Raw genomic sequence first — 25,223 nt, 5'->3', positions numbered from 1 at the left:
GTGTGAAAGAGTAGTTGCGGTAGCAGTCCACTCAGTAGGGAAGGTGTTGGGCCGGGGTTCTTCCCCGGCCTTTTTTATTCTAACGTCGCCTGCACGCTGGCGATGCCGATCTGCGCGCTGCCTTCGGCCAGGCGTACATTGACGTTCTGGCGCGCCTGCAGCTGCGCCGGCGAGCGCACGATATTCCCCTTTTCATCGCGCAGTATCGCGTAGCCGCGCTCCAGGGTGCGCTGGGGATTGAGCAGTTCCAGCTGCGCCGTCAGGCCGTCGAGGCGGTGGCGCCGCTGGCCCAGCTGCTGCGCCATGGCCGCGCCGCTGCGCCGCTGGGCTTCCAGCAGTTGCGCGCGCGCTGCCGTGACGTCGGGCCGCAGGTTGGCCCAGCGCGAGCGCAGACGTTCCAGCGCGTACTGCGACTGGTTCACGGGCGCGCGCGCCGCATGCGTCATGGCCGTCGACAGGGCCAGCAACTGCAAGCGCTGCTGCTGCAGCTGCGCCTTCGGGTTGAGCAGGCGGCGGCTGTGGCGGTCCAGGGTTTGCGCCGCGTCGTCGAGGCTGCGGCGCATGGCACGGCGCAAATCGGCCGCATCGGCGCGCAGGGAAGCCATCCAGTCGGCGCGCGGCGTGGCCGCCAGTTCGGCCGCCGCCGTCGGCGTGGCCGCGCGCAGGTCGGCCGCGAAGTCGGCGATGGTGAAATCCGTCTCGTGTCCCACGCCGCTGATCACGGGCATGGAACAGTCGGCAATCGCATGGGCCACGGCTTCATCGTTGAATGACCACAGATCCTCGATGCTGCCGCCGCCACGGCACACGAGCAGCACGTCGCACTCGGCCCTTGTCGATGCCGTGCGGATGGCGTGCGCGATTTTTTCCGGCGCCTGCTGGCCCTGCACGGGCGTGGGATATAGGATGATGTTGACGTGCGGTGCGCGGCGCTTGAGCGCGATCAGCACGTCGCGCAGGGCGGCCGCTTGCGGGCTGGTGACGATGCCGATGCTGCGCGCGAACATGGGGATGGCGCGCTTGCGCTCCTGGTCGAAGAGTCCCTGCGCGGCCAGCTTTTCCTTCAGGCGCTGGAACGCTTCGTACAGGGCGCCCACGCCGGCGCGGCGAATGGCTTCCACGTTGATCTGGTAATCGCCGCGTGCGCCGTACAGGGTGACGAGCGCGCGCACTTCGACCTTGTCGCCTTCGCGCGGCGTGAAGCCCGCGTACTGGGCGCGGCCGCGGAACATCACGGCGCGCACTTGGGCGCCATCGTCCTTCAGGGTGAAGTACCAGTGGCCGGAAGCGGCGCGCGTGAAGTTGGAAATCTCGCCGGCGATCCAGGTCAGGGGGAACGAGCGCTCGAGCAGGCGCGCGACGGCTTGGTTCAGGGCGCTGACGGTCAGCACGGGTGGGGCGGCAAAGCCGCTGTCAGTCGGGTTGTCGGTCATCATAAAGCTGGGAGCGGAAGGGAACTGTCCACATATTATCGGCGAGGTCATGCTTATGTCATATATCGCGCAAAACAACAAGTTCTATTTCTAAGTAATTGATTTCATGACGAATTCCCGTATGCCTGATTTACGTGCACAGGGAAAAAAACCTTTAATATCAAGCACATCAGTGTAGCTCCTGCCACTTACGCACAAAGTTATCCACAGAAAGTGTGCGGAACTTTTTGCCTTGGAAAAACATGACCGGGCTGGCTTGGATTGAGCGATAAAAATGCCTTGCTACATTTTTGCGCACGGAAATAAAGTGCCTATGAATCAAGCGCTTAGTATGCCATGCATGGCCTTGCGCACAATCTTATCCACAAAAAATGTGCAGAACTCTGGCGCGGCGCCGGATTTATCCACTGGAAGGCCCATGGCATGGCTTGCCTGAATTTTGCGCAGCATAAAAATAGCCATATAAATCAAGGGTATAGCATCGCACCGCGCTCCTTGCTCACAATCTTATCCACAGAATGTGTGCAAAACTGCATAAACCGTTTCGTGGCTTGTCCGGGTTTTCCACCGCGTGAACATGCCGAATTGCTGCCTTATTTTTCAGCAGAGAAAAAAATCCCTTTAAAATCAATGCTCTTGCATGGAGTCAATCGGCTTGCTCACAATCTTATCCACACTTTATGTGTGGAACTGCGCTGGCGGTGGAAAATTGCCGTTTTGGAAGTGAAATCGGACGTGGAAAACCCTGCTTTCCGGCCTCTGCCACATTTTTATGCATGGCAATAAAAACGATATAAATCAATGTACTTAGCGTCTATCTTTGAGCTTGCGCACAATCTTGTCCACAGATTGTGTGCAGAACTTTGATGGCTTATCTGCCGCCGATTGCGCGTGACTGCCACTTTTTTGCGCATCGATTTAATTTCCTTTCAAATCAATGACTTGATTACATTCCTCGGCTTTGCGCACAATCTTGTCCACAGTAAATGTGCAGAACTCTTCAAGTGTTAATTTATTGACATTGACTACTGTCGATAAGCTGCTATGCCTGTATTTTGCGCAGCGTGATAAAAGCCCTGTAAATCAATGGCTTGCATGTTGTACTTCATGCTTGCTCACAATCTTATCCACACAAAGTGTGCAAAACTGTGCGTCGGGAGGGGGCGCTTGCCGCACGCTGGGGACAAGTGCCATGCAGGCGCCACTTGCCGCCGGCGCGGCAACGCGCTACATTGCGCCATTCCTGCGCGCACGTAGAATCGGACTTCGGCGCTCGGTACAATACAGGCTGTTCTGGCGCTCCATCGCCTTCCCTTTACCAGGAGTTTCTTTTGCTCGCTATATTTCAAGCCGCTGGCTGGCCCATCTGGCTGTTGTTGATCGCTTCCATCGTCGCCCTGGCCCTGATCATCGAGCGCCTGCTGTATTTGCGCCGCGCCAAGATCCTGCCCCGCAAGCTGTTCGATGAAGTGGTGCAGGTGTATCGCAGCGGCAAGATTACGCCGGATACGGTGGCCAAGCTGGAAAGCAATTCGCCGCTGGGCGTGGTGCTGGCCGCCGCCCTGCGCAACGTCGACGCGCCGCGCGAGGTGATGAAGGAATCGATCGAAGAGGCGGGCAGCGGCGTGGCCCACACGCTGGAACGTTTCCTGACGACCTTGGGCACGATCGCCACCCTGGCGCCGCTGATGGGTCTGTTCGGCACGGTGGTGGGCATGATTGAAATCTTCGGTTCGCAAAACGCCAGCGGCTCGAATCCCGCACAACTGGCGCACGGTATTTCGGTGGCCCTGTATAACACGGGCTTCGGCCTGGCCATCGCCATGCCGACCCTCGTCTTCTACCGCCACTTCCGCGCCCTCGTCGACAGCTTCGTCATTGACATGGAGCAGCAAGCCGTCAAGTTCGTCGACATCGTCCACAGTGGCCGCAAATGAATTTCCGCAAAGGCAAGGGGCGTGAAGACCCCGAAATCAACCTGATCCCGTTTATTGACGTGCTGCTGGTGATCCTGATCTTCCTCATGGTCAGCACCACCTACAGCAAGTTTACGGAGCTGCAGATCACCTTGCCGACGGCCGACGCCGAGCAGGCGAAAGAGAAGCCGCAGCAGATCGACGTCACCATCGACGCCAAGGGCAACTACACGGTCAACCGCGAGCCCGTCTCGTTCCGCGACGTGGCCGGCCTGGCCGACGCCTTGCAGAACGCGGCAAAGGCAGCCAATGGCGGCAAGGTCCCGGCGCAGACGCCCGTGGTCGTGGTCAACGCCGACCAGTTCGCCATGCACCAGATGGTCATCCACGTCATGGAAGCGGCGCGCCTGGCCGGCTATGAAAAGCTGACGTTCGCGGCGCAAGCGGGTGGCAAGTAGGTCGGTTTAGCCGGCACGGCGTAAGCCGACAAAGCCGCCGCCGAGCATGTCGGATTACGCAGCGCCTGGCAGCGCGGCTAATCCGACCTACCCCATTTTTACGTCATCCTCCATGCCTACATCCTCCCCCGCCAAGCTTGAAACCACATTGACCCGCGCCTGGCTGCGCCGCGGCCCGCTGGCGTGCGCGCTGTGGCCCGTCTCCCTGCTGTTCGGCGCCCTGAGCGCCGTGCGGCGCGGGCTGTACCAGGCAAACCTCCTGACATCCGCGCGACTGCCCGTGCCCGTCGTCGTCGTCGGCAACATTTTTATCGGTGGCACGGGCAAGACGCCGCTGACGATCTGGCTGGTGCAAGCCTTGCGCGACGCGGGCATGCGTCCGGGCGTCATTTCGCGCGGCCATGGCAGCGCCGACCGTTCGCCGCGCGCCGTCACCGCTGCTTCCACGCCGCAGCAGGTGGGCGACGAGCCGCTGCTGATCTTCCAGCGCGGCGGCTGCCCCGTGATGGTGGGGCGCGACCGCGCGCAAGCGGGCAGGGCGCTGCTGGCCGCGCACCCGGACGTCGACGTGCTGGTGACGGACGACGGCTTGCAGCATTACGCCTTGCGGCGCGACGTGGAAATCGTGCTGTTCGACGGCCGCGGCGCGGGCAATGGCTGGCTGCTGCCGGCGGGCCCGCTGCGCGAATCGCCGCGCCGCCGGCGCGACGTGACGGTGATCAATGCGCCCGAGCTGGCGCCGGATCTGGTGGCCAGGGTCGCGCCGCAGGGCGGGCTGGTGGTGCAGATGCTGCTGGCCGGCGGCGTGGCCGAGCGCATGGTGAACCGCAGTGAAAGCGTGGCGCTTGCAACCCTGGCGGCCAGCGGCCGGCGCATCGTGGCGGCGGCCGGCATCGGCAACCCGCAGCGCTTCTTTGCCATGCTGCGCGGCGCCGGATTGGACTTCACGGAACTGCCCTTGCCCGATCATCACGACTTCCTCGACCAGCCATTTGCGGCACTCGACACGGATGTGATCTTGATCACCGAGAAGGATGCAGTAAAATGTGCGCAAATTGAACATCTCAAAGACGACCCGAGACTGTGGGTCGTCCCCGTCAGTGCGCGCATCGATAGCGCGCTGGCCCAACAAATTGTGGAGAAATGTCGTGGACGCTCGACTGCTTGATATCCTGGTCTGCCCTGTTTGCAAGGGTCCGCTTGAACACGATAAGAAGGCGCAGGAACTGATTTGCCGCGCCGACCGCCTCGCCTATCCTATCCGCGATGGCATCCCCATCATGTGGGCGGACGAAGCGCGCACCCTGCAAGACGCAGTGGAATAACGATGGCGTTCATCGTCATCATCCCGGCCCGCCTGGCCTCGACGCGCCTGCCGGGCAAGCCGCTGGCCGACTTGGGCGGCAAACCCATGGTGGTGCGCGTGGCCGAGCAGGCAGCCCTGTCGGGTGCCGCGCGCGTCATCGTCGCCACCGACCACGAATCCATCCGCGCCGCCTGCGCCGCGCATGGCATGGAAGTGTGCATGACGCGCAGCGACCATCCGTCGGGCACGGACCGCATCGCCGAAGTGGCGCGCACGCTCGAGCTGCCGCCGGACGCCGTCGTCGTCAACCTGCAGGGCGACGAGCCGCTGATCGACCCGGCCTTGCTGGCCGCCTGCGCGGCGCAGATCAGCGCCGCCGTCCCCATGGCCACGTGCGCCCATCCGCTGCACGACGTGGCCGATGCGTTCAACCCGAACGTGGTCAAGGTCGTGCTGGATAAAAATGGCCGCGCCTTGTATTTCTCGCGCGCGACGATTCCGTGGCACCGCGACGGCTTCGCACAGTCGAAAGACAGCTTGCCGGCCGGCTACGTGCCGCTGCGCCATATCGGCCTGTATGCCTACAGCAATGCGTTCCTGCAAACGTATCCCGGCCTGTCCGCGTCGCCGCTGGAAGCGATCGAGGCGCTGGAGCAGTTGCGCGTCTTGTGGCATGGCTATGCCATCGCTGTGCATGTCACGGTCTCGGCGCCGGCCGCCGGTGTCGACACGCCGGAAGATCTTGCCAGGGTGCAAGCCCACTACGGCGCCCTGTAAGCGCTACCCGCAAAACGGCAGGCGTGCAAATAAAGTTTTGCGCGCCTACAGTAAAAACCACATTTTGAAACGTCCGCTTCGATAATTGCTGGCTTTGATCAATCAGGGCATAGCAAATCGACAGCAAACTGGCGCTCCGGGGATTTTTTGTGGTAAGTTTCGTAGGGAAAGATAGCCATAGCAACATCATCTAAAAATAATTACACATACCACCATCCAAAATCTGTTTTTTAGGAACTTTTCAATGCGTCTGATACTTTTAGGAGCACCCGGTGCCGGCAAGGGCACCCAAGCTAACTTCATCAAAGAAAAATACAATATTCCACAAATCTCCACGGGCGACATGCTGCGCGCGGCGATCAAGGAAGGCACGGAACTGGGCCTGGCAGCGAAAAAAGTCATGGATGCGGGCGGCCTCGTGTCGGACGACATCATGATCGGCCTGGTCAAGAACCGCCTGCAGGAAGCCGATTGCGCCAATGGCTACCTGTTCGACGGCTTCCCGCGCACCATCGCGCAAGCGGACGCCATGAAAGATGCCGGCATCAATGTCGACTACGTGCTGGAAATCGACGTGCCTGACGCGTCGATCATCGAACGCATGGACGGCCGCCGCAGCCACCCGGGTTCGGGCCGCGTGTACCACGTCAAATTCAATCCGCCCAAGGTCGACGGCATCGACGACATCACGGGCGAGCCGCTGATCCAGCGCGACGACGACAAGGCGGAAACGGTCAAGAAGCGCCTGGACGTGTACCACAACCAGACCAAGGTCTTGCTCGGTTACTACAATGACTGGGCCAAGTCCGGCCTGCCAGGCGCGCCGAAATACCGCCGCATCGCCGGCGTCGGTCCGGTCGAGCAAATCCGCGACAGCGCATTTGCCGCCCTGGCGGAATAAGCAGTGTTTGAAAAGCGGACCTGAGTGTCCGCTTTTTTTGTGCCCGCGCTTCAGGCGGGCGCCGTATCGTTTTCGTGGTTCAGTTTTTTTGCAGGTCGTGTTTTCCTGGCTGCGCGTGCCTACCCGGTGCGGTCTGCAGCTGTTGGCAATGACGTCGGATAAAAACAGAAGGGGACGATATGGCAGCCAGTTTGTGGTTTGCGGTAGCCTGCGGCGTGGTCGCAGTCATTTATGGTTTGGTGTCGCGCAGCTGGATCCTGAGGCAGGATCCCGGCAACGCGCGCATGCAGGAAATCGCGCTGGCCATCCAGCAGGGCGCGGCCGCCTACCTGGCGCGCCAGTACCGCACCATCGCCATCGTCGGCGTGGTGCTCCTGATCGCCATCTATGTGCTGCTTGGCCTGCACACGGCGCTGGGCTTTTTGATCGGCGCCGTGCTGTCGGGCGCCTGCGGCTTCATCGGCATGAATGTCTCCGTGCGGGCCAATGTGCGCACGGCGCAGGCGGCCACCCTGGGCATCAACCAGGCGCTGAACGTGGCTTTCAAGGGCGGGGCGATCACGGGCATGCTGGTCGTCGGACTGGGCCTGCTGGGCGTGACCCTGTTCTACTGGCTGCTGGTGACGACGGGCGCGCCCGGCCTGACCCAGCATGATTTGATCAAACCGTTGATCGGCCTGGCCTTCGGCGCCTCGCTCATTTCCATCTTCGCGCGGCTCGGCGGCGGCATCTTCACCAAGGGCGCCGACGTGGGTGCGGACCTGGTGGGCAAGGTCGAAGCGGGCATCCCCGAGGACGATCCGCGCAACCCGGCCGTCATCGCCGACAACGTGGGCGACAACGTGGGTGACTGCGCCGGCATGGCGGCCGACCTGTTCGAGACCTATGTCGTGACCCTGATCGCCACCATGCTGCTGGGGGCCTTGCTGATGGCAGAAGCAAGCAGCACGGCCATCATCTACCCGCTGCTGCTGGGCGCCGTGTCCATCCTCGCTTCCATCGTCGGCTGCTCGATGGTCAAGACCAAGCCGGGTGCGAAGATCATGTCGGCCCTGTACACGGGCCTGTGGTGGGCGGCCGGCCTGTCGCTGGTCGGCTTTGCCGTCGTCACGTGGATGCTGTGGCCCGATGACGCCATGCGCTACAAGATGCTGGGCGCCACCGTCGTCGGCATCGTCCTCACGGGGCTGATGGTGTACATCACCGAGTACTACACGGGCACGGACTTCAAGCCCGTGCGCCACATTGCCGAAGCGTCGACGACGGGCCACGGCACCAACATCATCGCCGGCCTGGGCGTATCGATGAAGTCCACCGCGTATCCGGTGCTGGCCGTCTGCATCGCCATCCTCGTCTCGTATCAATTGGCGGGCCTGTACGGCATCGCCATTGCGGCCACGTCGATGCTGTCGATGGCGGGCATCATCGTCGCGCTCGACGCGTATGGTCCCATCACGGACAACGCGGGCGGCATTGCGGAAATGTCGGGCCTGCCCGACTCCGTGCGCGCCATTACCGATCCGCTCGACGCCGTCGGCAACACGACCAAGGCCGTCACCAAGGGCTATGCCATCGGCTCTGCCGGCCTGGCCGCGCTGGTGCTGTTTGCCGACTACACGCATGCGCTCGAATCCGTGGGCCAGCACATCACCTTCGATCTGTCGAACCCCATGGTCATCGTGGGCCTGTTCATCGGCGGCCTGATACCGTATCTGTTCGGCGCCATGGCGATGGAAGCCGTGGGCCGGGCGGCCGGCGCCGTGGTGGTGGAAGTGCGCCGGCAGTTCCGCGACATCAAGGGCATCATGGAAGGCACGGCGCGGCCCGAATACGACAAGGCCGTCGACATGCTGACGGCGTCGGCCATCCGTGAAATGATCGTGCCCTCGCTGTTGCCCGTGGTGGTGCCCATCGTCGTGGGCATGCTGCTGGGGCCAGCGGCCCTGGGCGGCCTGCTGATGGGGACCATCGTCACGGGCCTGTTCGTGGCCATCTCCATGACCACGGGCGGCGGCGCCTGGGACAATGCGAAGAAATACATCGAGGATGGTCACTTCGGCGGCAAGGGGTCCGATGCGCACAAGGCGGCCGTCACGGGCGACACGGTGGGCGACCCGTACAAGGACACGGCCGGTCCCGCAGTGAACCCCTTGATCAAGATTATCAATATCGTGGCCCTGCTGCTGGTGCCGCTGCTGCCGGCCACGGGCTGGCTGGCGGTCAAGGCGCCGGCACCGATCCACGCGCCCGTGCCGCCCATCCTGGCGCCGGCCACACCGGTGCAAAGCTTGCCGGCGCAATAAAACGCGTTTTACCTCAAACAGCCCCTGCCACGGGGCTGTTTCACATTGGGGACATCAAAATTTCCTGGGTTCCATATCTTGCGCGTATCAAAAGTGAGCAAATGTTACAGCGCCTTGCCTGCGCCAGCCGCCTGCCAATAATGAAGGAAGTCACTTCAGGCAGCAGGAGGCATCATGGACAAGGAGAGCAAACGGCGCTGGCTGATGCGGGGGCTGGCCGTGGCGGTGGGGCTGGCGCTGGCCGGCAGCGCCTGGGCCGATCCCGGCGGACATGGCCGGCACGGCGGACACGGCTTTCACGGCCATCACGGCCATCACGGGCACGGCCATGTCCATGGCCGCTCGCATGTGGGTATATGGATGGGTTCGAGCTGGGGCTACGGGCCGGGCTGGTACGGCGACCCGTGGTACCGCCATCCGTACGGACGCACGGTCGTGGTGCAGCCGCTGCCCGTCGCGCCGCCCGTGTATGTCGAGCAGGGCGGGGTGCCGACGGCGCCAATGTGGTACTACTGCCGCCAGCCGCAAGGCTATTATCCCTACGTGACAAGTTGCACGCTGCCGTGGCGCGCTGTGGCGCCGGGCAGCGTGCGCTGAAGGCGAGGTGCGACATGAACGGGAAAACAGGCGCAGTGTGTGGGGGCGTGCTGGCGCCCCTTGTGCTGGCGGCATGCACGGTGATGCCGCAAGGGCCGTCGGCCATGGTCTTGCCCGGTACGGGCAAGAGTTTCGCGCAATTCCAGGGCGATGACGCCAGTTGCCGCGGTTATGCGCAGGCGCAGCTGGGCGGCAGTTCGGCCCAGCAGGCCGCGGCCGACAGCGGCGTGCGCAGTGCGGCGCTGGGCACGGTGCTGGGCGCGGTGGCCGGCGCCGCCATCGATGGCAGCCATGGTGCCGGCGTGGGTGCCGGCACGGGATTGGTCTTTGGCGCGCTGGCGGGCACGGGCGCGGCCGACAGTTCCGCGTATGGCATGCAGCGCCGCTATGACTACGCCTACCAGCAATGCATGTACGCGAGCGGCCACAAGGTGCCCGTCGCCGGGCAGATGCTGGGCAGCGTGCCGGCCAATGCCGCCACGCCGCCGCCCGATACGCCGCCGCCCCGCTATTAGAAGCGCGACGTCAGGCCGACGAACATGCGCCGTCCCGGCACATAATAGTCGACCAGTCCATCGGCCAGCGGGCCTTTCTTGAACAGGTTTTCCACGCCGCCGCGCACGGTCCACTTGGGCGTAACCTTGTACGACACGACCGTGTCGACGATGGTGTAGGCCTTGTTGGCCGCCTGACCCGCGTCGAGTTCCTTGCCCGTGTACTGGGCCGATACTTCGCCGAACAGCTGGTCGTTGACTTGCCAGCCCAGGGCCGAGTACCACGACAGTTTCGGCGTCGACAGCAGGTTGGCGCCCGTTGTCAGGTTCTTCGCTTCCGCCATGTAGGTCACGTTGTTACGCCAGTTCAGGTTTTTCGTCAGCGGGATGGTGGCCGTCGCTTCCACGCCGCTGGTGCGCGCTTTCTGGATATTCGTCATCTTGGTCCACCACTGCTTCTGGTAAAAGCCCAGCGGCGCGTAGTCGATCTTGTTCTTGAAATCCGTGTGGAAGTACGTCACGCCCACGTCCCAGCCATTCTGTTCCCACGCCACGCCGATCTCGCCGGCCGTGCTCGTTTCCGGCTTCAAGTCCGCATTGCCGGCCATGTAGCAGCCACCCGTGATGTAGCCCAGCGGTTTGAGGCTGCCGCAACCGCGTCCGCCCGACTGCGTGGCCGCCGCCGGCGAGTTTTCCTTCAGGCTCGGGGCGCGGAAGCCTTGCGACACGCCGCCCTTGATGGTCCAGGCGGGGGCAGGGTGGTACACCAGGTACAGGCGCGGGCTGTAGTGGTTGCCGAACTTGCTGTGATGGTCGAGGCGCAGGCCGGCCGTGGCCGTCAGGTTGTCGCGCAGGAACAGCTGGTCTTCCGCAAACAGGGCCGACGTGGTGCCGGACAGGGTGGCGCCGCTGACGGGGTTGCCCAGGTAGTCGGTGGGGATGGTGCCGATGGTGTCCGTGTTCGTCAGTTCCTGGTGCTTCCACTGGCCGCCCATCACCAGCATTTGCTCGATGCCGCCCCAGCCGACCCGTTTTTCCAGGCTGGCGTCGAGCGTGCTGTCCTTGGATTTGGCCACCGTGCCGACGACTTCGTTGTCGAAATCGTTGTGGTACAGGTTGACCATGGCCTTGCCGAAATCCCAGCGGCCTTCATAGCCGATGCTGGCGCTCTTGCGTATCAGCTTGCTCGCGCCCCAGGCGCCAAACAGCGGGTAGCCGTCCGCGTCGAGCGTGGTCGAATCCGTCGACTGCTGCTTGCCGTAGCTGGCGTCCAGCGTCAGGTTCTGCTTCTTGTCCAGTGCCCAGCTCAGCTGGCCCGTGACAGTCTGGTTGCGTTCGCCGCCGATGCCGCCCGATTTGCCGATGGCTTTTTCATCGGGATTCTGGCGCGTCTGGCCCACGCCCAGGCGCATGCCGACCGTGTCCGATAACGGACCGGCCAAGTTCACGCCCAGCTGGTGCGCCGTGCCGCGGCCGCTGTCTTGCGGCTGCGTGTAGTTGGCCGTGGCCGAACCGTTCCACTTGCCCGGCACCTTGCGCGTGATGATGTTGATCACGCCGCCCATGGCGTCCGAGCCGTACAGCGAGGACATGGGTCCGCGTACCACTTCGATGCGCTCGATCATGTCGGGCGAGATCCAGTTCAAGTCCTGGCGGCCCAGGTCCGGGCGGTAAGCCGTGTCGGCCGAGCTGCCCACGCGCTTGCCGTCGACGAGGATCAAGGTGTATTTGTCGGGCAGGCCGCGCAGCTTGATCTTCGATTCTTCGCCTACCGGGCTGGTGCCGCCCGTCACGCCGGGGATGCGGCGCAGCAGGGTGTTGAGGTCGTACACGGGCTGGCGCTCGATTTCCTCGCGCGTGATGACGCTGATGCTGGCCGGCGCATCCTTGATGTCGATGGCCGTGCCCGACGCGGTGACCACCACCGTGTTCATGGTCGGGTCGGCGGCCACATTGCCTTCGGCCCAGGCGCTGCTGACGGCCAAGGACAGCAGGCAGGGCAGGAGCAGGGTGGCGCAATGGCGGGGACGGGCGGGAATGGCGGCGGGGACTGCGAAGGTTGCGAAGGCGGGACTGCGCTTGGTCATGGTGAACTTTCCGGATGTTGTTTTTTTCCTGGCTGCCTTCCGGGTGGCTCGGGTATGAATGATTGAAAATGCAATAAACTGCGCTCTCATTCTGCTAATGAGAATAAGAATCGTTCTTATTGTAATGCTATCCTGGCAAGAAGGAAAGTGCTGAAAGGAAATAAAACACCGTTGCAGCATGTGCACGGCAGCTACAAGCGTGAGAAATTGTTACGCGCGCTGGCATCTGTCACGGCGTGTGCCAATAATGAACGCCATGAGATCGATGCTTGGAGAGGCGGCATGAAGACGATGAAAAAAGCGATGCCGGGGCTGGCCTGCGCCATGCTGCTCGCTGGCGGCCATGCCTGGTCGCAGGAGCCGCCGGCGCCCGCCGAATCCTTGCCTGAACCTTTGCCCGTATGCCAGCTTGACCCGCGCGACAGCGGCAAGCTGCTAGAGGAGCCATGCCGACCGGCGCCGCCCGTGCAGCCGCGCCGTTCCGTGACGCAGGTGATCGGCCGCATGCCGGCGCAGCCTGTACCTCCTGTCGTGCCCGTGGCACCCCTGCCGCCCAGCCCGGCCGTGCCCATGCCCCGTGCGCCACAGCCCATCGGCGCCTGCGACACGGGCGGTTGCCGCGATGCTGCCGGCGCGCGCTACAACGGCGCGGGCAATGCCACGCTCGACGCCAACGGGCGAATCTGCCACCGTAATGGCGCTTTCATCCAGTGTTTTTAGTCCTGCCATAGGCTGGTCCTGCAAGTTTTCGCGCGGTGCGCTCAAAAATGGCTACAATTGTCGCCGACATTACGTTTACGTAAACGTAACTATGGCACCATGTAGCCATCAGGCGCCGGGAACACGGCCCTTATTACTAAGCATACTCAGGAGATTTCATGCAGATTCAAGACAATGTATTCATCATCACGGGCGGCGCATCGGGCCTGGGCGCGGCCACGGCGCGCATGCTGACGGCGGCTGGCGGCAAGGTCGTGCTGGCCGACGTGCAGACGGAGGCGGGCCAGGCGCTGGCCGCTGAACTCGGCGGCGTGTTCGTGCAATGCGACGTGACGTCGGAAGAAGACGGCATGGCCGTGGTGGCGGCAGCGACCAAGTTGGGCACCTTGCGCGGCCTGGTCAACTGCGCCGGCGTGGCGCCCGCCGTGAAAACCGTGGGCAAGGACGGCCCGCATCCGCTGGCCCTGTTCCAGAAGGTCGTCAACATCAACCTGGTGGGCACCTTCAATATGTGCCGCCTGGCGGCCGACGCCATGGCCAAGCAGGATGCCACCGTTGAAGGCGAGCGCGGCATCATCATCAACACGGCTTCCGTGGCGGCCTACGATGGGCAGATCGGCCAGGCGGCCTACGCGTCGTCGAAGGCGGCCGTGGTGGGATTGACTCTGCCGATGGCGCGCGACCTGTCGCGCAACGGCATCCGCGTGATGACGGTGGCGCCCGGTATTTTCGAAACGCCGATGCTGCTCGGCATGCCGGCCGAAGTGCAGGATGCGCTGGGCAAGATGGTGCCGTTCCCATCGCGCTTGGGCAAGCCCGGAGAGTATGCGCAATTGGTGAAAGCCATCGTGGAAAACGTCATGCTCAATGGCGAAACGATACGTTTAGATGGCGCGATCCGCATGCAACCGAAGTAAGCCCTCGGTCAGGGTGCAGCGCCGTGGCCGGCATTTGAGGTAGCATACCCGGGTATCTTTACCGGAGTAAGCATGATCACATTGAAGCCGCTGGCGCTGAGCCTGACCTTGCTGGGAGCCCTGGCTGCCAGTCCCGTATTTGCCGAGGTGCCGCAAAAGGCGCCGGAAGTCGCCACCGCGTATGCGGAAAAATCGGGTTGGGCGGCGCAGAAATTCATGGTCGCCGCCGCCAATCCGCTGGCTGCCGATGCGGGCTACCAGATGCTGAAAAAGGGCGGCAGCGCCATTGACGCGGCCATCGCCACGCAGCTGGTACTGACCCTCGTCGAGCCGCAATCGTCGGGCATCGGCGGCGGCGCCTTTTTGCTGTACTCCACGGCCAAGGGCGTGCAGGCGTTCGACGGGCGCGAAACGGCGCCGGCCGCCGCCGATGAACACTTGTTCCAGAATGCGGACGGCAGCCCCGTCTCGCGCGCCACGGGCGTGGTGGGCGGGCGTTCCGTGGGCGCGCCGGGCGTGCTGCGCATGCTGGAACTGGCGCACAAGGAACACGGCAAGCTGCCGTGGGCCACCCTGTTCGGTCCCGCCATCAAGCTGGCGCACGGCGGCTTTCCCGTCAGCCAGCGCCTCAATGGTTTGCTGAACTGGGACCAGGCCCTGAAGCGCGATCCTGTCGCCGCCGCGTATTTCTATGACAAAGAGGGCAAGGCCTGGCCCGTCGGCCACGTGCTGAAGAATCCGGAACTGGCGCGCACCCTGCGCGAGATCGCCCGTGGCGGCGCCGACGCTTTTTACAACGGCCGCATCGCGCGCGACATCGCCGCCAAGGTGGCGTCGCATCCGACCAACCCGGGCAAGCTGACGGCGACCGACATCGCCGGCTACAAGGCCAAGGTGCGCGAGCCCGTCTGCAGCGATTACAAGGCCTGGACCGTGTGCGGCATGCCGCCTCCATCGTCGGGCGGCATCGCCATCGCGCAGATGCTGGGCATCCTGGAAGTGAAGGATATCCGTCCGTATGCACCCGTCGACGGCGTGCTCGATGCGCAAGCGATCCACCTGTTCTCGGAAGCGGGGCGCCTGGCCTACGCGGACCGCAACCGCTACGTAGCCGATACGGACTTCGTGCCGCTGCCTGGCAATGGCGTCGCCTCAATGCTCGATAAAACCTATCTGGCGCAGCGCGCTTCCCTGATCGGCGAGAAATCCATGGGCCGCGCCTTGCCCGGCACGCCGCCCGGCATGCAGGTGGCGTGGGGCATGGACAACGCCTTGCAGCGCCCGTCGACGTCGCACTTGGTGGCCGTCGACGCTTTTGGGGCCGGCCTGTCGATGACCACCAGCGTGGAAGACGCGTTCGGTTCGCGCCAGATGGTCGACGGCTTCCTGCTGAATAACCAGCTGACGGATTTCTCGTTCGATTCGCGCGATGCGGACGGCCCGATCGCCAACCGGGTCGAAGCGGGCAAGCGTCCGCGCAGCGCCATGTCGCCCACCCTCGTGTTCGAGAAGGGCACGCACAAGCTGGTGCTGGCCACGGGTTCGCCCGGCGGCTCGTCCATCATCAATTATGTCGCCAAGGTACTGGTCGGCACCATGGACTGGGGCTTGAACGTGCAGCAGGCGATCAGCCTGCCGAACTTCGGCAGCCGCAACGGCCCGACGGAACTGGAAAAGGGCCGCGCGCCGGCAGCGCAAGTCGAGGCGCTGCAGGCCATGGGCCACGAGGTGCGCGTGATCGAACAGAACTCGGGCTTGCAGGGCATCATGCGCCTGAATGCGCATGGCAAGGATTTCTGGTTTGGGGGAGCGGATCCACGGCGTGAAGGGATGGTCAGGGGAGATTGATTTTTTGATTGTTACTGTTTAGCCCAAAGGCAAAAGCTGGGGTCAGACCCGACGGGTCTGACCCCTAATCTTTTCCACAAAGCATCCAGACCCTGCTAATCTGCCGGCATGGGAATGCAAAATAAAACAGGCTTGATACTCACGGGAGGAGGCGCCCGTGCCGCTTATCAGGTGGGCGTGCTGCAGGCGATTTCAGCGATTCTGTGGGAAGCGGGCTGGGCCCCGGCGCGCAACCCGTTCGACATCATCTGCGGCACCTCGGCCGGCGCCATCAACGCCACGGCGCTGGCCTGCCGCGCAGATAATTTCGGCGAAGGCGTGCAAAAGCTGCTCGACGTGTGGCAGCACATCGAAGTCGAGCAAGTCTACCGGGCCGACTCGCTGGGCGTGATCCGTTCGGGCGCGCGCTGGCTCTCGTTGCTGTCGTTTGGCTGGCTGCTGCGCCAGTGGCATGCGTCGCCGCCCAGTTCCCTGCTCGACAATACCCCGCTGGTCAGCCTGCTGCACCGCATGCTCGACCTGCCGCGCCTGGACGCGGCCCTGGCCGACGGCCTGCTGCATGCGCTGGCCGTGACGGCGTCGTCGTATTCGGGCAGCCGGCACATGACGTTTTACCAGACGGCCGAGGACATCGCGCCCTGGGTGCGCACGCAGCGCCTGGCCCTGCCGGACCAGATCGGCGTGGAGCACTTGCTGGCCTCGGCCGCCATCCCCTTCATCTTCCCCGCCGTGCCCCTGTACGTGGGCGGCCAGCGCGAATACTGCGGCGACGGTTCCATGCGCCAGCTGGCGCCGATCTCGCCGGCCATCCACCTGGGCGCGAACAAGGTGCTGGTGGTGGGCGCGGGGCGCATGACGGAACCGGCGCCCGCCGCGTCCGAAGCGGCGCGCTACCCGAGCCTGGCGCAGATCGCCGGCCATGCGCTGTCGTCGATCTTTCTCGATGGCCTGGCCGTCGACATCGAGCGCCTGAACCGCATCAACCTGACCCTGTCCATGCTGCCGCCCGAATTGCTGGGCAAGACGGCCTTGCGACCCGTGGAATTGCTGGTCATCGCGCCGTCCGAGCGGCTCGACGCCATCGCCAGCCGGCATATCGGCAGTTTGCCGCGTCCCATCCGCACCATGTTGTCGGGCATCGGCGCGGCCGAAGCGCGCGGGGCGGCGCTGGCATCGTATTTATTGTTCGAATCGACGTATACTAACGAGCTGATCCGTCTTGGACAGCGCGATACGCAGGCCCGCAAGGACGATGTACTGGCGTTTTTTGGTTCTTGAGACGGCCCTTGGAGCGGCGTGCGGGTTTTTCGCGTTTTTTTTGACAGGACGATTGTGCTGGTATTTCGACGTGTTTTCGATGTTGCCTTACTATTAATTCTGCTGATGGGCGGATGGGCCGTGGCGGGGCCTGCGCCCACCCTGCGTTTCGACCAGCTCAGCGTTGACCAGGGCCTGGCGCAGGAATCGGTGCTGGCCATCGCCCAGGACCGGCAAGGCTATATGTGGTTCGGCAGCCAGTCCGGCTTGAGCCGCTACGACGGCTACCGCATGGTCGTCTACAAGAATATCGAGGGCGACAAGACCAGCCTGGCCGACAACTGGGTGGGCGAACTGCATGTCGATAGCCAGGGCCAGCTATGGGTGGGCACGGACAATGGCCTGGACCGTTTCGACGCCGCCAGCCAGGCCTTCATCCATTACGGCCCCGCCGAAAAGAGCAAGCGCGGCAACGGCAACCGGCATATCCACGCCATTCTCGACGATGGCGCGCGCGGCTTCTGGATCGCCACCTCGGACGGCTTGCAGCATTTCGACCCCGCCACGGGCCACTTCCGCACCTGGCACCATGAAGAAGGCAACCCGCACAGCCTGGGCGACAATGAAATCAAGGCGCTGGCGCTGGACGCGCAGCAGCGCCTGTGGATCGGCACGGTCACGGGCCTGGACATGCTGGCGCCGGGCAGCGAGCGCTTCGAGCATTTCGCCGTCGACGCGACGCCCGGCTCGAAGTACAACGTGATCCAGTCGCTGCTGATCGACCGCCAGCAGAACCTGTGGATAGGCACCATGGCCGGCGCCGAGCGCTGGCGCCTGGGCGCCGCCGGCCAGCCGCCGCAATCGAGAGTGCGCTTCGGCGAGAAACATGGCTTCTCCGCCATCCGCGTGGCCAGCCTGTACCAGGATGTCGACGCCACCGTCTGGCTGGGCAGCAATGCCGATGGCCTGTTCCGCTGGCTGCCCGAAAGCGGCACCTTCCTGCAATACCGCCACCAGACGGGCGACAAGTTCAGCGTCGCCGACAACCAGCTGTCATCGTTGTACCGCGACCGCGCCGGCACTTTCTGGGTCGGCTCCTGGTACAACGGCGTGAGCCGGGTCGACCTGGGCAGCGGCGGCTTTTCGCGCATGGCGCGCGCCCCCGGCGACGTGGGCGCGCTGGCCGACAAGAAAGTGCGCGCCGTGGCCGACGCGGGCAATGGCAAGCTGTGGCTGGCCACCAAGGGCGGCCTGAAACTGTACGACACGCGCGACGGCAGCTCGCGCCTGTTCGACCTGCGCAGCGCGCCCGGCATGTCGCGCGACGAGCAGGTCACGACCCTGTACAAGGCGCCGGACGGCGTGCTGTGGGTGGGCGGCTCGACGGGCTTGCACCGCTTCGATCCGGCCTTGGAACGCTTCTTTACCATGCGCTTTGCCGCTGGCGACCCGAACAGCGACACCATCCGCAATATCGTCAGCGACCGCAGCGGCATGCTGTGGGTCTCGACGCGGGGCGGCGTGCATCGTTTCGATCCCGCCAGCAAGCGTTTTACCACTTACCGCCACGATCCGGCCGACCCGAACAGCCTGTCCGACAACATGGTGCGGCCCGTGCTGGAAGACGGCAAGGGGCGGCTGTGGATAGGTTCCTTCCACGGCCTGGACTTGCTGGACCGCGCCAGCGGCCGCTTCCGGCATTTTCGCCACGACCCGCAAAACCCGCAGAGCCTCAGCCACGACGAAGTGCATTTCCTGCACGAGGACAAGCGCGGCGTGCTGTGGGTGGGCACGGCCAATGGCTTGAACCGCATGGACGTCGACGCGAAAGGCGAGATCCGCTTCCGCCGTTTCCTGCGCAAGGATGGCATGGCCGACGACGCCGTCGCCAGCATCCTCGGCGACGACAACGAGCAGCTGTGGCTGAGCACGAATAGCGGCATCACGCGGCTCGACATGCGCAGCGGCCTGTTTCGCAACTACGACAGCGCGGACGGCACGGTGGAAGGCTCGTACTTCGATGGCGCGGCCCTGCGCGCGTCGGACGGCACCATGTATTTCGGCGGCTTCAACGGCATGACGGCGTTCATGCCGCAGGATATCCACGACAACCGCGTGCCGCCGCTGGTGGCCGTCACGGAGCTGCAGATTTTCAATAAGCCCGTGGGTATCGGCCGCGGCGAGTTCGCACACGTGCTCAAGACGGCCATCGACCACACGCGCAAGCTGGTGCTGACCAGTCGCGAAAGCGTCTTTTCGCTGGAATTCGCGGCCCTGCATTTCGCCGCGCCCCAGCGCAACATGTTCGCCTACCGGCTCGAAGGCTTCGACCAGGACTGGGTCATGACGGATGCGGGACGGCGCTTTGCCACCTACACCAACCTCGATGCGGGCAATTACGTGTTTCGCGTCAAGGCGGCCAACAAGGACGGCGTGTGGAACGAGAGCGGCACCACCCTGGCCATCACGATCTTGCCGCCGTTCTGGAAAACCTGGTGGTTCCGCACCCTGATGGCGGCGCTGCTGCTGGGCGCCGTGTATGGCGCCTACCGCCAGCGCGTGCGGGCGCTGCGACATCAGCAGAATGAACTGGAAAAGCAGGTCAGCGAACGCACGGCCGAGTTGCAGAGCAAGGAGATTGAAGTGCTGGCCCAGTCGGAAAAGCTGGCGCAAGTGAACAGCAGCCTGACGAAAAACGAGGAAAGCCTGCGCCAGGCCAAGCGCAAGGCCGAGGATGCGACGCGCCAGAAATCGGAATTCCTGGCCAACATGAGTCACGAGATGCGCACGCCGCTGGCCGGCGTGATCGGCATGCTGGGCTTTGCCCTGCGCGACGAGCAGCTGCACGACGCCACGCGCGAACAGATCCTGCGCGGCCAGGCCAATGCCCAGTCGCTGCTGGTGATCATCAATGACTTGCTCGACTTTTCCAAGATCGAGGCGGGCAAGCTGAGTATTGAAAACATCGACTTCGCGCTCGGCGCGGCCATCGAGACGGTCGTCACTCTGTTCGAAGAGCAGGCGGCCGCGCGCAGCATCGGCTTTTCCATCGATTTCGCGCCCGACCTGCCGCCCTTCGTCGTGGGTGACCCGACCCGTTTGCGCCAGGTGCTGGTCAACCTGGTCGGCAATGCCTTCAAGTTCACCCAGCGCGGCGGCGTCAGCGTCTGCGTCGAGCGGGCCGGCGTGGCCAGCGGCAGCGGCGGGCGCAAGGTCAACCTGATCCGCTTTAGCGTCAGCGACAGCGGCATCGGCATCGATGCCGATGCGATGGCGCGCCTGTTCCAGAAGTTCGAGCAGGCCGACGCCAGCACCACGCGGCGCTACGGCGGCACGGGACTGGGCCTGGCGATCTGCCGCCAGCTGGTCGAACTGATGGATGGCGAGATCGAAGTGGCCAGCACGCCGGGGCAGGGCAGCACGTTTGCCTTTACCTTGCCGCTGGCCGATGGTGTGGCGCCGCCGCTGGTGCCGCAGGTGGCGCTGGCGCCGCACAGCCACCAGTTGCGCGTGCTGTGCGCGGAAGACTTCCCCACCAACCAGATCATCATCCGCGTCATGCTCGAAGAACTGGGACACCGGGTCGACGTGGTCGCCAACGGCGTGCTGGCGGTGGCGGCCTGCGTGCATACGCGCTATGACCTGATCCTGATGGACGGGCGCATGCCGGAGATGGACGGCGCCACGGCGACGCGATTGATCCGCGTGGGCGGCTGGCCGGACCAGCCCGTGCGCGACCAGGAATTGATGATTGTGGCCCTGACGGCGAACGCCAGCGAAGAAGACCGCAGCCGCTATCTTGGCGTCGGCATGGATGATTTCCTCAGCAAGCCGGTGGACGAGGCGGCGCTGCATGGCTTGCTGGCGCGCGCCATCGAGCGCCAGCTGCAGCGCGGTTTCATGTTGCCGCGCATGCCCTCGAACGCACCGCGCGGCGCGGCGCGGGGGCAGGCCGAACTCGACGCCCTGTTCGGCATCGCGCCGGCAGTTCCTGTTCCGGCGCCTTCCCAGTCCATCCGCAGCGGCGAACTGCAGCGGCGCATCCGCGTCGCCTTCGTCGCCGACCTCGAGGGCCGCTTGCGCGAACTCGACGACGCCCTGGCGGCGCGGGACAAGGACAACGCCGGGCGCTTGCTGCACGGCTTGAAGGGCAGCGCCGCCTATCTCGATGAAACGCAGCTGCACATGCTGTGCACGGAAATGGAAGAGGCGGCGGATGGCGGGCGCTGGACGCAGGTGGCCCTGCATTTGCCGCAATTGCGCGCACTGTTGGCGCAAATAGCCGTTTCGGGCCAGGAAATGTAAAATAGGCAATGCCGGCCATCGGGCGCGCGGCGAAACTGGGTAGAATATGGCCAGGCACCTTGACGCTGCCGCCAATGGAGAAAGCAATGAAAGTACTGGTGGTTGACGATGATGTCGTGTCGCGTATGGTGCTGATGCACCTGATCGACAGCTGCGGCGTGCACGATATCGTGGAAGCCGAGGATGGCGCGGCCGCGTGGGAGCAGCTCGAAGGCGGCTTGCGTCCCTCGCTGTGCTTTTGCGACTTGCGCATGCCGCGCCTGTCCGGCATGGAGCTGCTGCAGAAAATCCGCTCCGACAGCGCGCTCGACGCCATGCCGCTGGTGCTCGTCTCGTCGGCCAATGACCAGGACACGGTGCGCGACGCCGTGCAGGCCGGCGCCGCCGGCTACATCGTCAAGCCCTTCCAGCCGGAGCAGGTACGCCAGCATATCGACGCCTGCTTCGACGTTTCCGCCTTGCCGGCCGAGGCGCCGCGCGATACCTTGCAGCGGCTGGGCATCGACAGCGAACGCCTGCTGGCCTACTTGACGGGCTTCCAGGGGCAGATCGGCGGTGCCAGCGAACAGGTCGACGCCTTGCTGGCCCGTGGCGAGCCGGCCCAGGCGCGCCAGCAGCTGGAACGGCTGCACCTCGGTTGCCGCACCTTGGGCTTGCATGGCGCGGAGGCCGGCATGAGCGCACTGCTGCAGTCGGCGGTGCTCGACGGCGAGCAGATGCAAACGGCCCTGGCCGCGCTGGCGCGCAGCGTGGCGCAGCAGGCGCGTTTGTTACAGCAGGACTGCGCCGACTGAATCTGCTGTTTTCTGCTTGCTGGAAAAATACTTTAGGTTTAAAGTATCTGCTTCCGGGCCTTGTGCACGCGCCCGCTACCCGCCAGGATGAGCATGAGCAGCGACCCTTCGCCTACCGCCGCATCTCCCCACGACGACTTTGCGCGCACGCATTTGCCGCCGCGCGCACTCTGGCCGCAGCTGTGCCTTGATTTGCCCGAGCTGCAGTATCCGGCGCGCCTCAATTGCGTCGCCGCGCTGCTCGATGCTGCCGTGGCCAATGGCGGCGGCGAGCGTACCGCCGTCCTGGCCGACGGCCAGCGCTGGAGCTACGCCGAGCTGGCGCGGCATGTCGACCGCGTCGCCCACGTGCTGCGCAGCGACCTGCGCCTGATCCCCGGCAACCGCGTGCTGCTGCGCGGCGCGAATACTCCCATGATGGCGGCCTGCCTGCTGGCCGTGCTGAAGGCCGGCTGCATCGCCGTGCCCACCATGCCGCTGCTGCGGGCGCGCGAACTGTCCACCATCGTGAGCAAGGCGGAAGTAAACGCCGTGCTGTGCGCGCAGGGTTTGCGCGCGGAGCTCGACGCGGTGCCATCCCTGCCGCCCATGCTGTGCTTTGGCGCCGACGACGCGGAACTGGAGCGGCGCATGGCGGCCCACGCTGCGCCCTTTGCGGCATGCGACACGGCGGCCGACGACGTCTGCCTGATCAGCTTTACCTCGGGCACGACGGGTGTCCCGAAAGGCACCATGCACATGCACCGCGACTTGCTGGCCATCTGCGACTGCTTTCCCCGCTCCATGCTGCAGGTGCGCGCCGACGACATTTTCATCGGCACGCCGCCGCTGGCGTTCACCTTCGGCCTCGGCGGCTTGCTGCTGTTCCCCTTGCGCTTCGGCGCGGCCACCGTACTGCTGGAAAAACTCACGCCCGAGGGCCTGCTGCGCGCCATCGGCGCCTATCAAGCAACGATCTGCTTCACGGCCCCCACCTTTTACCGCCAGATGGCACCCCTGGCGGCCAGCCACGACTTGCGCAGCCTGCGCTTGTCCGTGTCGGCCGGCGAAGCGCTGCCGCTGGCCACGCGCGACGCCTGGCAGGCGGCCACGGGCCTGGCCATGACGGACGGCATCGGCGCGACCGAAATGCTGCACATCTTCATTTCCGCCACGGGCGAGGGCATCCGCCGCGGCGCCATCGGCAAGGCGATTCCCGGCTACCAGGCGTGCATCGTCGACGATGCGGGCGTGCCGCAGCCGCCCGGCGTGACGGGCCGCCTGGCCGTGAAAGGCCCCACCGGTTGCCGCTACCTGTCCGATTCGCGCCAGCGCGAGTACGTGCAGAACGGCTGGAATCTGACGGGCGACACCTTCGAGATGGATGCTGACGGCTATTTTTATTACCGCTCGCGCAGCGACGACATGATCGTCTCGGCCGGCTACAACATCGCCGGTCCGGAGGTGGAAGAGGCGCTGCTGCGCCATCCGGCCGTGGCCGAATGCGGCGTGGTCGGGCGCGCCGATGCCGAGCGTGGCCAGATCGTCGAGGCGCACGTGGTGCTCAAAGACGGCAGCCAGGCCAGCGATGCCCTGGCGGCCGAACTGCAGGACTTCGTGCGCCAGCAGATCGCCCCGTATAAATATCCGCGCGCCATCCGCTTCCTGCCTTCGCTGCCGCGCACGGAAACGGGCAAGCTGCAGCGCTTCAAACTTCGCACGGACACCCCATGAATATTGTCTGCATCGGCGGCGGCCCCGCCGGCCTGTATTTCAGCCTGCTCATGAAAAAGCAGAACCCGGATCACCGCATCACCGTCATCGAGCGCAACCGCCCGTACGACACGTTTGGCTGGGGCGTCGTGTTTTCCGACCAGACCCTGGGCAACCTGGCCAATGCGGACGAGCCGACGGCGCGCGCCATCCTGCAGGCCTTCAACCACTGGGACGATATCGAGATCCACTTCAAGGGCGAGACCGTGCGATCCGGCGGCCATGGCTTTTGCGGCATCGGCCGCAAGCGCCTGCTCAACATCCTGCAGGCGCGTTGCGAGGAACTCGGCGTGCAGCTGGTGTTCGAGACGGAAGTGCAGGACGACCAGGCCATCGCGAAGCAGTACGGCGCCGACCTGGTGATCGCCAGCGACGGCTTGAACAGCCGTATCCGCACGCGTTATGCGGCCAGCTACCAGCCCGAAGTCGACCAGCGCCATTGCCGCTTTATCTGGCTGGGCACGCGCAAGAAATTCGAGGCGTTCACGTTTGCCTTCCGCCAGACGCCGCACGGCTGGTTCCAGGCGCATATCTATCAATACGATGGAGATACTTCCACCTTCATCGTCGAAACGCCCGAACACGTGTGGCGCGCCGCGGGCCTGGACGCCATGAGCCAGGAAGAGGGCATCGCCTTTTGCGAAGCCCTGTTCGCCGAGGAGCTCGACGGCCACGGTTTGCTGAGCAATTCGCCGCACTTGCGCGGTTCGGCGCAGTGGATCACCTTTCCGCGCATCGTCTGCCGGCAATGGGTGCATCACCAGGATGGCGTGCCCGTCGTGCTGATGGGCGATGCTGCCCACACGGCCCATTACTCGATCGGCTCCGGCACCAAGCTGGCGCTGGAAGACGCCATCGAGCTGGCGCGCTGCTTCGGCCAGCATGGGGATGCCGACGCTGCGCTGGCCGCCTACCAGCAACTGCGTGCCATCGAGGTGCTGAAAATCCAGAGCGCGGCGCGCAATTCCATGGAATGGTTTGAAAACGTCGAGCGCTACAGCGCCATGGAAGCGCCGCAGTTCGCCTATTCCATGCTCACGCGCAGCCAGCGCATTTCGCATGAAAACCTGCGCCTGCGCGACCCCGCATACGTGGCCGATTATGAACAGTGGCTGGCGCGGCGCGCGGGCGAGCAGGCTGGCGTGACGCTGTCGCAAGAGCCATTGCCGCCCATGCTCACGCCGTTCCGGCTGCGCGGCGTGTTGCTGAAAAACCGCATCGCCGTCTCGCCGATGGCGCAGTACAGCGCCGTCGATGGCGTGGCGGGCGACTACCATTTGATGCACCTGGGCGCGCGCGCCATGGGCGGCGCGGGCCTCGTGTTTGCCGAGATGACGTGCGTGTCGGCGGACGCGCGC

20 protein-coding genes are annotated in these 25,223 nt (G+C 64.5%); 18 read left to right on the top strand and 2 right to left on the bottom strand.

All coding sequences use genetic code 11. The annotated features are described in order from the left end of the window. Positions 1 to 74: 74 nt before the first annotated feature. Positions 75 to 1,436, bottom strand: coding sequence for an exodeoxyribonuclease VII large subunit (xseA, locus tag VM94_RS06010; RefSeq protein WP_046682638.1), 1,362 nt, complete (start codon positions 1,434 to 1,436; stop codon positions 75 to 77). A 333-nt stretch (positions 1,437 to 1,769) separates the two neighbouring features. On the opposite strand from xseA, the gene VM94_RS28120 reads away from it, so the two are divergent. The 10 genes from VM94_RS28120 to VM94_RS05970 all read left to right on the top strand — a co-directional run bounded on the left by VM94_RS28120 (position 1,770) and on the right by VM94_RS05970 (position 10,206). Next, entirely contained in the window at positions 1,770 to 2,219 is a 450-nt protein-coding gene (locus tag VM94_RS28120) for a hypothetical protein (protein ID WP_138828895.1), read from the top strand. 545 nt (positions 2,220 to 2,764) lie between these two features. Beyond that, positions 2,765 to 3,370, top strand: a complete 606-nt coding sequence (locus VM94_RS06005) for a MotA/TolQ/ExbB proton channel family protein (protein WP_034751738.1) — start codon at positions 2,765 to 2,767, stop codon at positions 3,368 to 3,370. Then, complete coding sequence (locus VM94_RS06000; protein WP_046682637.1) at positions 3,367 to 3,807, top strand: ExbD/TolR family protein; 441 nt, start codon at positions 3,367 to 3,369, stop codon at positions 3,805 to 3,807. The genes VM94_RS06005 and VM94_RS06000 overlap by 4 nt, the downstream gene beginning before the upstream one ends. Positions 3,808 to 3,919: 112 nt before the next feature. Then, the gene (gene lpxK / locus VM94_RS05995; RefSeq protein WP_046682636.1) at positions 3,920 to 4,975 is read left to right on the top strand and encodes a tetraacyldisaccharide 4'-kinase; all 1,056 of its coding nucleotides are present in this window, start codon (positions 3,920 to 3,922) and stop codon (positions 4,973 to 4,975) included. Further along, positions 4,956 to 5,132: a Trm112 family protein gene (locus VM94_RS27710; protein ID WP_010395789.1), complete on the top strand. Its 177-nt coding sequence runs from the start codon at positions 4,956 to 4,958 to the stop codon at positions 5,130 to 5,132. The genes lpxK and VM94_RS27710 overlap by 20 nt, the downstream gene beginning before the upstream one ends. A gap of 2 nt (positions 5,133 to 5,134) precedes the next feature. Then, entirely contained in the window at positions 5,135 to 5,890 is a 756-nt protein-coding gene (gene kdsB / locus VM94_RS05990) for a 3-deoxy-manno-octulosonate cytidylyltransferase (protein WP_046682635.1), read from the top strand. 244 nt (positions 5,891 to 6,134) lie between these two features. Then, on the top strand, positions 6,135 to 6,791 hold the full coding sequence (gene adk, locus VM94_RS05985; RefSeq protein ID WP_034782090.1) for an adenylate kinase: 657 nt from the start codon (positions 6,135 to 6,137) through the stop codon (positions 6,789 to 6,791). A 179-nt stretch (positions 6,792 to 6,970) separates the two neighbouring features. Beyond that, positions 6,971 to 9,094 (top strand): sodium-translocating pyrophosphatase, encoded by a 2,124-nt coding sequence (locus VM94_RS05980; RefSeq protein ID WP_046682634.1) that lies wholly within the window; start codon positions 6,971 to 6,973, stop codon positions 9,092 to 9,094. A gap of 174 nt (positions 9,095 to 9,268) precedes the next feature. Then, positions 9,269 to 9,691: a hypothetical protein gene (locus VM94_RS05975; protein ID WP_052755557.1), complete on the top strand. Its 423-nt coding sequence runs from the start codon at positions 9,269 to 9,271 to the stop codon at positions 9,689 to 9,691. Positions 9,692 to 9,705: 14 nt separating this feature from the next. Continuing rightward, positions 9,706 to 10,206, top strand: a complete 501-nt coding sequence (locus VM94_RS05970; RefSeq protein WP_046682633.1) for a glycine zipper family protein — start codon at positions 9,706 to 9,708, stop codon at positions 10,204 to 10,206. Here the strand turns inward: VM94_RS05970 and VM94_RS05965 are convergent. After that, positions 10,203 to 12,272, bottom strand: a complete 2,070-nt coding sequence (locus VM94_RS05965) for a TonB-dependent receptor domain-containing protein (protein ID WP_052755556.1) — start codon at positions 12,270 to 12,272, stop codon at positions 10,203 to 10,205. The genes VM94_RS05970 and VM94_RS05965 overlap by 4 nt on opposite strands. Before the next feature lie 282 nt (positions 12,273 to 12,554). Here VM94_RS05965 and VM94_RS05960 point away from each other — a divergent pair, with 282 nt between their 5' ends. The 8 genes from VM94_RS05960 to VM94_RS28885 all read left to right on the top strand — a co-directional run. After that, positions 12,555 to 12,992: a hypothetical protein gene (locus VM94_RS05960; protein WP_052755554.1), complete on the top strand. Its 438-nt coding sequence runs from the start codon at positions 12,555 to 12,557 to the stop codon at positions 12,990 to 12,992. Positions 12,993 to 13,150: 158 nt separating this feature from the next. Beyond that, the gene (locus VM94_RS05955; RefSeq protein ID WP_046682632.1) at positions 13,151 to 13,909 is read left to right on the top strand and encodes a 3-hydroxyacyl-CoA dehydrogenase; all 759 of its coding nucleotides are present in this window, start codon (positions 13,151 to 13,153) and stop codon (positions 13,907 to 13,909) included. Positions 13,910 to 13,981: 72 nt separating this feature from the next. Next, positions 13,982 to 15,757, top strand: a complete 1,776-nt coding sequence (gene ggt / locus VM94_RS05950) for a gamma-glutamyltransferase (protein WP_046682631.1) — start codon at positions 13,982 to 13,984, stop codon at positions 15,755 to 15,757. A gap of 108 nt (positions 15,758 to 15,865) precedes the next feature. Continuing rightward, a complete protein-coding gene (locus VM94_RS05945) occupies positions 15,866 to 17,035 on the top strand; it encodes a patatin-like phospholipase family protein (RefSeq protein WP_034751717.1) in 1,170 nt (389 codons plus the stop codon). A gap of 120 nt (positions 17,036 to 17,155) precedes the next feature. Next, positions 17,156 to 21,319, top strand: coding sequence for a hybrid sensor histidine kinase/response regulator (locus tag VM94_RS05940; protein WP_235432855.1), 4,164 nt, complete (start codon positions 17,156 to 17,158; stop codon positions 21,317 to 21,319). A gap of 86 nt (positions 21,320 to 21,405) precedes the next feature. After that, positions 21,406 to 22,113, top strand: a complete 708-nt coding sequence (locus tag VM94_RS05935; RefSeq protein ID WP_046682629.1) for a response regulator — start codon at positions 21,406 to 21,408, stop codon at positions 22,111 to 22,113. A gap of 93 nt (positions 22,114 to 22,206) precedes the next feature. Beyond that, positions 22,207 to 23,826 (top strand): AMP-binding protein, encoded by a 1,620-nt coding sequence (locus VM94_RS05930; protein WP_046682628.1) that lies wholly within the window; start codon positions 22,207 to 22,209, stop codon positions 23,824 to 23,826. Beyond that, positions 23,823 to 25,223: FAD-dependent monooxygenase (locus VM94_RS28885; protein ID WP_046682713.1), on the top strand; the 1,401-nt coding region annotated here is incomplete at its 3' end. The genes VM94_RS05930 and VM94_RS28885, both read left to right, overlap by 4 nt.

This window comes from Janthinobacterium sp. KBS0711, from assembly GCF_000988085.1.
Taxonomy (GTDB): domain Bacteria; phylum Pseudomonadota; class Gammaproteobacteria; order Burkholderiales; family Burkholderiaceae_D; genus Janthinobacterium; species Janthinobacterium lividum_E.
The sequence above is the reverse complement of the archived record's forward strand: the minus strand, read 5'-3'. Positions and strand labels throughout refer to the sequence as shown.